General features: G+C 68.3%; 7 protein-coding genes. 6 read left to right on the top strand and 1 reads right to left on the bottom strand.

Annotation, left to right across the window (positions count from 1 at the left end; translation table 11 throughout):
- Window positions 1–274: 274 nt before the first annotated feature.
- Entirely contained in the window at window positions 275–1,342 is a 1,068-nt protein-coding gene (locus ALA01S_RS29090; RefSeq protein ID WP_066342914.1) for a WD40 repeat domain-containing protein, read from the bottom strand.
- A 627-nt stretch (window positions 1,343–1,969) separates the two neighbouring features.
- On the opposite strand from ALA01S_RS29090, the gene ALA01S_RS29085 reads away from it, so the two are divergent.
- The 6 genes from ALA01S_RS29085 to ALA01S_RS29060 form a co-directional block, all read left to right on the top strand.
- Complete coding sequence (locus ALA01S_RS29085; protein ID WP_066342913.1) at window positions 1,970–2,887, top strand: LysR family transcriptional regulator; 918 nt, start codon at window positions 1,970–1,972, stop codon at window positions 2,885–2,887.
- A 266-nt stretch (window positions 2,888–3,153) separates the two neighbouring features.
- Window positions 3,154–4,596: an aspartate ammonia-lyase gene (aspA, locus tag ALA01S_RS29080; RefSeq protein ID WP_066342911.1), complete on the top strand. Its 1,443-nt coding sequence runs from the start codon at window positions 3,154–3,156 to the stop codon at window positions 4,594–4,596.
- A gap of 110 nt (window positions 4,597–4,706) precedes the next feature.
- Complete coding sequence (locus ALA01S_RS29075) at window positions 4,707–5,993, top strand: dicarboxylate/amino acid:cation symporter (RefSeq protein WP_066342909.1); 1,287 nt, start codon at window positions 4,707–4,709, stop codon at window positions 5,991–5,993.
- Between the two features lie 47 nt (window positions 5,994–6,040).
- Complete coding sequence (locus ALA01S_RS29070) at window positions 6,041–6,895, top strand: aldo/keto reductase (RefSeq protein WP_066342918.1); 855 nt, start codon at window positions 6,041–6,043, stop codon at window positions 6,893–6,895.
- Window positions 6,896–7,577: 682 nt separating this feature from the next.
- Window positions 7,578–9,194, top strand: a complete 1,617-nt coding sequence (locus ALA01S_RS29065; RefSeq protein ID WP_307189758.1) for a methyl-accepting chemotaxis protein — start codon at window positions 7,578–7,580, stop codon at window positions 9,192–9,194.
- 274 nt (window positions 9,195–9,468) lie between these two features.
- Window positions 9,469–10,580 (top strand): methyl-accepting chemotaxis protein (locus ALA01S_RS29060; RefSeq protein WP_066342903.1); only part of this gene is annotated, 1,112 nt, incomplete at its 3' end.

The raw sequence follows: 10,580 nt of genomic DNA, 5'->3' as shown, positions 1-10,580 counted from the left end.
GTCGGAAGAGCCGTTGGTCAGCACCAGGATGGGGCCACCCGGGCCCTGGGCCGGGTCGGCCGCCTGCGCCGGGCGCGCCCAGCACAGCAGGCCCAGGAGCCATGCCATCAACCACAGCAGCCACTGTTGCGCTGCATACCTTCCCCGGGAACTGGCGGCTGGCCTCATGGCTCAACTCCTGATTTGTGGTCTGTCGCTTGTGCCGGGCAGGCGCGGCCCAATTCCAGGCGCGCCAAAGGCGCCTGGTGGGTGGGGGCTGCCCTTGTTCTCGGTGCTACCTGCCCACGCCGCTGGCCACGTTCCAGCGCACCAGGCGGTTGTCGTCGTTGCCGGCAAACAGCAGGTTCTTGTTCTTGCTGTCGAACAGCAGCGCGTTGACGGCTGCGGTGGTGGCGCTGAGCTGCTTGTCCAACTGGCCTGAGGCCATGTTCCAGACAAAGATCTGCCCGTCCTCGCCACCGCTGGCCAGCACGCTGCCGTCCGCGTTGAAGGCCACGCTGCGCACGCTCGCCTTGTGGCCGGAGAAGGCCTGGGTGCGCACGCCTTGCGAGAGGTCCCACAGCAGCACCTGGCCGTCCACGCCCGCGCTGGCGAGCACCTTGCCGTCGGGGCGGAAGGCCAGGTCGTTGACCTCGTCGGCATGGCCGCGCAGCGTGTAGACGAGCTTGCCTGTGGCCACGTTCCACACCAGGATGCGCCCGGCCGCGTCGCCGCTGGCCAGCAGCGTGCCGTCCGGGCTGAAGGCCACCGAGTTCACGAAGCCGGCGTGGCCGCTGAAGACCTTGGCCAGCTTGCCGGTGGCGGCGCGCCAGACCATCACCCGCGTTTCCTCGCCCACGGTGGCGATGAGGCTGCCGTCCGGGCTTTGGGCGATGTTGCGTATGGGATGCTCGTGGCCGTTGAGCGTAAGCAGCTTCTTGCCGCTGGCGTAGTCGAAGACGTGCACTTCGCTGTCGCGGCCCACCACGGCGAGGTAGTTGCTCGTGTTGTTGATCACGATGCCGGTGGCCACCGTGCCGATGTCGATGCTGAACTTGGAGACGTCCGCGCCGTTGCCGGTGTCCAGCACCCGTACCTTGCCGTCGGCCCGCGCCACGGCCACCACCGTGCCGTCCGCCGACAGCGCCATGGACGTGACGCCCTTTTTCGCATAGCGGCGCAGCAGCTTGCGCGCCACTTGGCGCTCGCCCTTGGCCGCGGTGGCCTGCTCCAGTCCTTGCGCTGTCGAAACCGACTGCTGGGACGCCTCGTCTCCTCCGCCGCAGGCCGTCAAGAGCAAGCCGGCTGCGCCCACCAGGGACGCCGCTGCCGCTTTGCGCACTGCATTCACCATGTATTTCATACGCTCCCTCTTCCAAAACGATTCACCGATGGCCGTAAATCACCCTCGGGCCCGCATCTCGGTTCGAACCCGGAAATGTTTTGCGCCTTGCGAGAAAGTCGCCACCCCAGAAAATAAAAATCAGCACGCAGCAATGCATACCCCGGAATATCAACCGGGGCAAACACTTGGAATGGATTTACTTCCGTGCCTTCTACTGCTTCTTGCTGAAACTCTCCACCTGGGCGCCAACTTATACGAACGGCTACACGCAGCACCATCAATCAAATAGGGGGCGTCATCGAAAAATGGAAACAAATGTTAGGTAAATGCATCAAGACTGGAATTACTTGCGAACCAATGGATTTTTTTACCGAATCCACTCAATTTGCTCATGCTGTTTTTATCGACGGCAACGGGTTGCGAAACAAATATTTTCAAACTGTGAGCTTGAAGTTATCGCCCGCCTTCAACAAAAGCATGTCCCGGAGCCGGGGCGGGCAGCGTCCTCCCATGGGTAGGACGCCCCAGCATGGAAAGGCGCATGGCCGTCGAATGGGGATATGCGCCGCGGGTCGCTAGACTGCCGGGCTTTTTTCGCGGGCGCCTTTGCCAAAGCAGCCCGGCGGCGTACAGGACGGGACTTTCATGGAACTCAAGTGGCTCGAAGACCTGCTGAGCCTTTCGCGCACGCGCAGCTTTTCCCGCACCGCGGCCGAGCGGTTTTGCACGCAATCGGCGTTGAGCCGGCGCATCAAGGCCCTGGAGCTGTGGGTAGGTGTGCCCCTGGTAGACCGCAGTGCCTACCCCACGTCGCTCACACCCGCGGGCATGGTGTTTCGCGACACGGCCGAGGAGATCGTGCGCCAGTTGCTGGAGGTGCGTGACGACTTGCGCGACCGGCTGCAGCCCAGCAATGACGCGGTGACCATCACGTCGCTGCAGACGCTGTCGGTGGTGTGCTTCCCGCACTGGCTGCAGGCCTGCCAGCAGCGCATTGGGCCGTTTGACGTGCGGCTGGTGCCGGAGAACATGCACAGCTGCGTGCGAGCCCTGGTGGAGGGGAGCTGCGACCTGATGCTGGCCTACGCGCACCCGGCCGTCTCGGCCATGCTGGACCCGGAGCGCTTTCCCTCGGTGCTGCTCAGCAGCGAGCGCTTCCTGCCCGTGAGCAAGGCCGACGCGCAAGGCCAGCCCCTGTTCGCCCTGCCCGGCACGCGGCGCCAGCCCCTGCCCTACCTGGCCTACGGACCCGACACCATGCTGGGCCAAGCGGCCGACTTCGCGCTCAAGCAGCGCCAGCAGCATAGCGTGTACTTGCGCTGCTGCTACCAGAACCCGATTGCCGAAGGCCTCAAGCCGCTGGTCAAGGCCGGACACGGCGTGGCGTGGATGCCCGCCAGCCTCATACGGCGCGAACTCGACAGCGGCGAGCTCGTCCCGGCCGGCGACGAGAGCTGGGCCCTGGAGCTGGAGACGCGCCTGTACCGCCGCGCCGAGACCACCAAGCCGCGCGCGCTGCAGGCCTGGGCCGCGCTGCAGGACGGCCTGCCGCCCTCGGCGTAGCCCGCCTCCTAGGGAAAGCCCCAACCCGCGCGGCGGCGCAGGCCCGCGCGGCCCGCATGGGGCCGCCGCGCGCGGCGCGCATGTCATGCGTGGCGCGCAAGAGGCCATGCGCGCCGCGCAAGGCCATGTGCGGCGTGCATCGCCGCGCGCCGCATCGTCATTGGACGCCCCAGGGGCCGCTGCCTACGCTGCCGGGCATGGAAAGAGCAACGAAAACGCCGCGGCACTGGCGCCGCGCCGAAGCCCGGACTCTTGCCCAACCAGCCATGAGCACCCAAGCTTCCGTCTCCGTTACCCCCGTTGAGAACGCAACCCGCACCGAGCATGACCTGTTGGGCGGGCGCGAAGTTCCGGCCCAGGCCTACTACGGCGTGCATACCCTGCGCGCCGTGGAAAACTTCCCCATCAGCGGCACGTCCATCGCGATCTACCCCGATCTGATCAAGGCCCTGGCCTGCATCAAGGAGGCCGCGGCCCGCGCCAACCAGGACCTGGGCCTGCTCGACGCCCAGCGCGCCGACGCCATCGTGAACGCCTGCCGCGAGCTGCGCGAGGGCAAGCTGCACGAGCAGTTCGTGGTGGACGTCATCCAGGGCGGCGCCGGCACCTCGACCAACATGAACGCCAACGAGGTCATCGCCAACCGCGCGCTGGAGCTGCTCGGCCATGCCAAGGGCGACTATCAGCACCTCAACCCCAACGACCACGTCAACCTCAGCCAGAGCACCAACGACGTCTACCCGACCGCGCTGAAGGTGGCGGCGCACTTCGGCATCCTGCGCCTGATCGAGGCCATGGCCGTACTGCGCCGCGCCTTCGAGCGCAAGGCCGAGGAGTTCGCCGACGTGCTCAAGATGGGCCGCACGCAGCTGCAGGACGCCGTGCCCATGACCCTGGGCCAGGAGTTTTCCACCTACGCCACCATGTTGGGCGAGGACGAGCAGCGCCTGCGCGAGGCCGTGGCCCTGGTGCACGAGATCAACTTGGGCGGCACGGCCATCGGTACCGGCATCACCGCCCACCCCGACTACGCCGCGAGGGTGCGTGAGCGCCTGGCCGAGGCCACGGGCATCGACCTGATCACGGCCCCCAACCTCATCGAAGCCACCCAGGATTGCGGCGCCTTCGTCCAGCTGTCGGGCGTGCTCAAGCGCGTGGCGGTCAAGCTCTCCAAGACCTGCAACGACCTGCGGCTGCTCTCCAGCGGCCCGCGCGCCGGGCTGGGCGAGATCAACCTGCCGGCCATGCAGGCGGGCTCGTCCATCATGCCGGGCAAGGTCAACCCGGTGATCCCGGAAGTGGTCAACCAGATCGCCTTCGAAGTGATCGGCAACGACATCACGGTGAGCTTCGCCGCCGAGGCGGGCCAGCTCCAGCTCAACGCCTTCGAGCCCATCATCGCCCACAGCCTGTTCAAGAGCGTCAACCACCTGCGCAACGGCTGCCTGACGCTGGCCGAGCGCTGCGTGGACGGCATCACCGCCAACCGCGACCACCTCGCGGCCCTGGTGCGCGACTCCATCGGCGTGGTCACCGCGTTGAACCCGTACATCGGCTACAAGCAGGCCACCGCCGTGGCGCAAGAGGCGCACGCCACCGGCGGCAGCGTCTACCGCATCGTCCTCGACAAGGGCCTGCTGACCCAGGCGCAACTGGACCACCTGCTGCGCCCCGAGGCGCTGACGCAGCCGCAGCCGCTGAGCCTGTAAGCCGTCCCGCCTCGCCGACCTGACCCACAAAGCCCCGGCCCCGGGGCAACCGACGGCCCGTGCCCACCCGCGGCACCGGGCCGCTGCCTGGAGACATTCCCGTGAAGAAAATGAACCCCCTGGTGCGCCAGATCATGGTGGCCATGGTGCTGGGCGTGGCCGCCGGCTACGCCTGCCACGCTTGGGCACCCGACGCCGCCGCGGCCAAGGACACCGCGCGCTACTTCAACATCGTCACCGACGTGTTCCTGCGCATGATCAAGATGGTGGTGGCGCCGCTGGTGTTCGCCACCCTGGTGGCCGGCGTGGCCAGCATGGGCGACGCGCGCATGGTCGGCCGCGTGGGCACCAAGGCGCTCACCTGGTTCATCACCGCCTCACTGGTGTCGCTGGGTCTGGGTCTGGTCTTCGTCAACCTGTTCCAGCCCGGCGCGGCGCTCAACCTGCCGCTGCCGGATGTGAGCGCAACTTCCGGGCTGAAGACTTCGGCGCTCAACCTGGCGGACTTCGTCACGCAGGTCTTTCCCACCAGCATCGCTCAGGCCATGGCCACCAACGCCATCCTGCAGATCCTGGTGTTCTCGCTGTTCTTCGGCTTTGCCATCGCCGCGCTGCCGCGTGACGCCACCACCACCACGGTGCGCTTCGTGGAGGAGCTGGTGAACATCATGCTCAAGCTCACCGACTTCGTGATGAAGTTCGCCCCGCTGGGCGTGTTTGCCGCCATCGCCTCGGTGGTGACCACGCAGGGCCTGGGCGTGCTGCTGACCTACGGCAAGTTCATTGGCGGCTTCTACGTCGCGCTGGCCGTGCTGTGGCTGGTGATGATCGCCGCCGGCGCCCTGGTGCTGGGTCCGCGGGCCATGAAGCGGCTGCTGGGCCTGCTGCGCGAGCCGGTGCTGGTGGCCTTCTCAACGGCCAGCAGCGAGTCGGCCTATCCCAAGATGCTGGAGCAACTGCAGCTCTTCGGCGTGCGCCGGCGCATTGCCAGCTTCGTGCTGCCGCTGGGCTACTCGTTCAACCTCGACGGCTCCATGATGTACCAGGCCTTTGCAGCGCTCTTCGTGGCGCAGGCCTTCGGCGTGGAGATGTCGCTGACCGCGCAGATCACCATGCTGCTGGTGCTCATGGTCTCCAGCAAGGGCATTGCCGGCGTGCCGCGCGCCTCGCTGGTGGTGGTGGCCGCGGTGCTGCCGCTGTTCGGCTTGCCCGAGGCCGGGCTGCTGCTGATCATGGGCATCGACCAGTTCCTGGACATGGGCCGCACCGCCACCAACGTGATCGGCAACGGCATCGCCACGGCCATCGTGGACCGCTGGGAAGGCCAGGGCCAGGCGCAGGACGAGGAAGCGACCGACGACGCCCAGCCCGCCGCGGCGCACGCCCAGCTCGGCTGACCCCCGGGGCTAGGATGGCGCGCATCGCCACGCTCCAGGAGCACGCCATGCGCACCGTCACGCTTCCCAACGGCACTGCACTGCCCGCCCTGGGCCTGGGCACCTGGCATTACGGCGAGTCGCCGCGCAGCCGCGCGGCCGAGGTCAAGGCCGTGCGCCAGGCGCTGGAGCTGGGCGTGCGGCTGTTCGACACCGCCGAGATGTACGGCGAAGGCGGCGCCGAGGAGGTGCTGGGCCAGGCGCTGGCCGAGGCGCTGCGCGCCGGCGACGTGCGGCGCGAGGAGCTGACCATCGTCAGCAAGGTCTACCCGCACAACGCCAGCCTCCAGGGCCTGCCCCAGGCCTGCGAGCGCAGCCTGCGGCGGCTGCAGTTGGACAGGCTGGAGCTGTACCTGCTGCACTGGAGCGGCTCGCACCCGCTGCGCGACACGGTGGCCGCCTTCGAGGCGCTGCAGTCGCGCGGACACGTCGCGCACTGGGGCGTGAGCAACTTCGACCTCGACGACATGAAGGCGCTGTGGCGCGTGCCCGGCGGCAGCGCCTGCGCCGTGAACCAGGTGTATTACTCGCTGTCGCAGCGCGGCATCGAGTTCGACCTCGTGCCCTGGCAGCGCGAGCGCGGGCTGCCCTTCATGGCCTATTGCCCCATGGACCAGGGCGCGCTGGCGGCCGAGCCGCAGTTGCTGCCCATCGCCCGCCGCCTGGGCGCCACGCCGGCGCAACTGGCGCTGGCCTGGCTGCTGCAGCGCGGCGACGTCGTCGCCATTCCGAAGGCGGTGCGCGAGCAGCACCTGCGCGAGAACGCGGCTGCCGGCGCCATCACGCTGGACGAGCAGGCGCTGACCGAATTGGACGCGCTGTTTCCGCCGCCGGACGACAAACAGCCGCTGGCAATCGTCTAGCACGCGCACGGCCGCTCGCTCCACATGCAAACGCGGCCTGAATTTCCATTTTCCGCCCCCCGGCGCCTGGAAATTCCATTGCAGCACCCAAAGCCTATCCCCAAGGCTTTTTGAGGATCGAACACTCTGCCTGAAATCACGAATATTTCAGGCGTCCATGAAATATCGGCAAACTCGATTCTCAACGGCGATCCCGGCTGAAATACCTGTTCCGACCATGCCCGTCCCAGTCGAGAGTGCCCAGGGTGCACACGCGTGCGGCCACGGGGACACTGGCGGGCACAGACCCACCCGCGGGGCAGGCTCCCCCGAACCCCCCGGGGAATTCCCCAGGGGACAGCGGGCCGGATCAGCTGCCGCCGCGGGCACTTTGATCCATGTCAGACGGGAGAACTATTTTCTTCATCGCTTTCCATAACCCTGCTTATTGACCTGATCCGTGCTTTAACAATTTCGAAACATTCACGCCTTACGTTCCCAGGCAACTTATCCGATAACCACGGAGCCCGGACACAAACACTATAATTTTGCCTGTGATCCGCAGTATTCAGGCATACATATTTCCGGACAGAATTGCCAAAACCAAGGCAATTTCCACCTCAAGTCCCATTGCCGGAAAAACATGCGAAACAATTCACCGGTCAGCCAAAAGGCATATTCCTTTCCCGCGGATCAAACCCTGGTGTCCGTGACCGACCTCAAGGGCCGCATCACCTACTGCAACGCGGCGTTCATCGAGGTCAGCGGCTTCACCGAGAGCGAATTGCTGGGCCAGCCGCACAACATCGTGCGCCACCCGGACATGCCGGAGGAGGCCTTTCGCGACATGTGGGCCACCATCGGGTCCGGCCTGCCGTGGACAGGGCTGGTGAAGAACCGCCGCAAGGACGGCGACCACTACTGGGTGCGGGCCAATGCCACGCCCATGAGGGACGGGGAACGCATCGTCGGCTTCCTGTCGGTGCGCACGGCGCCGCAGCGCGCCGAGGTGCAGGCGGCCGAAGCGCTGTATGCCCGCATGCGCGAGGACGCGCACCAGGGCCGCCGCGGCCTGGCGCTGCACCGGGGCGCCGTGCGGCGCACGGATCTGGCAGGCCGCATGCTGGCCGCGCTCAAGCCCGGTCCGGCCGGCCGCATCGCGGCGCTGCAGGTCGGCGCCGCCGTGGCCGTGGCCGCCGCGGCGCAGGGGCTGCCCGCCGGCGGCTGGCTGGCCGCCCTTCCCGTGGCGGCGCTGGCCTCGTGGCTGTTGTGGCGCCAGACCATGGCCCCGCTGCACGGCGTGCTGGACCAGGCCTACCGCCTGGCCTCCGGCGACCTCGCCTGCCCCGTGCAAACCGGCTCGCCCGGCCTGGCCGGCGAGCTGCAGCAGGCGCTCAAGCAGCTCTCGGTCAACCTGCGCGCCGTGGTGAGCGACACGCGCGCGGGCGTGCAGCAGACGGACCTGGCCTCCACCGAGATCGCCGCGGGCAACGACGAGCTGGCCACGCGCACCGAGTCGCAGGCCAGCAGCCTGCAGCAGACCGCCGCCTCCATGGAGGAGATCAGCAGCACCGCGCGCCAGAGCGCCGACGCCGCCGGCGAGGGGGCGCGCCAGGCCAGCGCCACGGCCGAGATCGCGCAGCGCAGCTTCGAGGCCGTGCAGGCCGTCTCCGACACCATGCAGGGCATCGCCGCTTCCTCGCGCCGCATCGAGGACATCATGAAAGTGGTGGAGGACGTGGCCTTCCAGACCAACATCCTGGCGCTCAACGCCGCGGTCGAGGCCGCGCGTGCCGGCGAGCAGGGCCGGGGCTTTGCCATCGTCGCGGGCGAGGTGCGCTCGCTGGCGCAGCGCACCACCACGGCGGCGCACGAGATTCGCGCGCTCATCACCGAATCGTCCTCGTGCGTGGCCGACGGCACGCAGCGCGCCGCCGACGCGCGCGCCCGCATGGAAGGCGCGCTGCGCTCGGTGACCGACGTGAGCCGCACGCTGGAGCACATCCGCCTGGCCGCCTCCGAGCAGCAGCGCGGCTTCTCGCAGATCAACGAGGCCGTCACGCACCTGGACACCATCACGCAGCAGAACGCGGCCATGGTGGAGGAGCTTTCAGCCTCCGCGCACTCGCTGGAGCGCCAGGTGGAAGCGGTGCGCAACTCCATGCGCATGTTCCGGCTCTCGCCGGGCGAGGCCACCGTGGCCGAAGTCAACGCCGTGGAGCTGCGCAAGGCCGCGCGGCAGCACGCACCCAAGCCCGTGCCCGCCCGCGCGGCCACGCCGGCGCGCGGCGGCCGCGGCGCCAAACTCTCCTTGGCGTAAGCCGCCCAGGGGAAACACCAGCCCCAGGCTGGTGCGGGCGCACCTGTTTCCACCCATAATGGTGCTTGACAGGCGCGCGACATGACCGATCGGGATGATCGGTTGCGGGACCAACCAGCCCGCGCTGTGAACGGAACTTGCGTTGTCCGCGCGCCTTCCGCCGAAAGCAAGCACAACTCTTTCGGCGGCCTGTTGCCTCAGGGAACACCACCCGCGGGCGCATTCGCATCACCCGATGCCGCCAACCGGCATCGGACGGACCACGACACATCCCATGTCCAAGCTTCGCCAGATTTCCATCCGTACCCGCTTTTTGCTGGTCATGACGCTGGTGACCGCCGCCCTGGTGGTCGTAGGCGTCTGGGGCTGGGCCTCCACGGCCAGCAGCATCTCCACCGTCTCCCGGCTGTTCGACCAGGCCACCGCGGCCAGCGCCGCCGCCGGGTCCTTGCGCGAGTCGCTGTCGGCGCTGCGGCGCTTCGAGGCCGCGATGATCGCCCAGGCCGTCTCCAACCCCAGCGAGGTCGAAACCTACTTCGCGCAGTGGAAGGCGCGGCTGGCCGACTTCAAGAAAAGCGGCCAGGCGCTGCTGGAGGCCAGCAACCAGGCCGCGGACATCGCCGCACTGGTGGACAAGCAGCAAAAGCTCGCCGGCGAGTACGCCGACGTGATCACGCCCATCGCCGAGAAGCTGCAGGCCGCTCAGATGGACGCCTCCGCCGCGCTGGCCTACGCCTCGACGGCCGACGACACCGTCAAGGAGCTGCAGGCCACCAGCGAGGCGCTGCAGCAGGCCCAGCTCGCCAACGAGGCCGCCACGCGCGCGCAACTGGCCGACGGCATGGCGCTGGCCTCGCGGCTGCGCCTGGCGCTGGTGGGCGGCGTGCTGGCCATCTTCCTGCCGCTGATGGCGCTGACGCTGCGCTCGGTGTGCGGCCCGCTGGACGAGGCCGTGGCGCTGGCGCGGCGCATCGCCCAGGGCGACCTGAGCACGCCGCCGCCCGTGAGCGGCCGCGACGAGACGGCGCGGCTGCTGTCGGCGCTGGGCGACATGCAGTCGCACCTACGCCGCCTGGTGGGCCAGGTGCGCGAAGCCGCCTCAAGCATCCAGCTCGCCAGCGCCGAGGTCGCCAGCGGCAACACCGACCTCTCGCAGCGCACGGCCAGCACCGCGGCCAGCCTGCAGCGCGCCGCGGCCTCCATGCAGCAGCTCAGCGGCACGGTGGGCAACAGCGCCGAGTCGGCGCAGGTCGCCAGCCGCCTGGCCGGCGAGGCCGCCGAGGTCGCCTCGCGCGGCGGCGTCATGGTGGCGCAGGTGGTGACGACCATGCAGGACATAGACGCCAGCTCCAAGCGCATCGCCAACATCATCGGGACCATCGACGG

Source organism: Azohydromonas lata NBRC 102462 (assembly GCF_001571085.1).
Taxonomy (GTDB): domain Bacteria; phylum Pseudomonadota; class Gammaproteobacteria; order Burkholderiales; family Burkholderiaceae_C; genus Azohydromonas; species Azohydromonas lata.
This window is presented reverse-complemented; position numbering and strand designations above follow the sequence as displayed.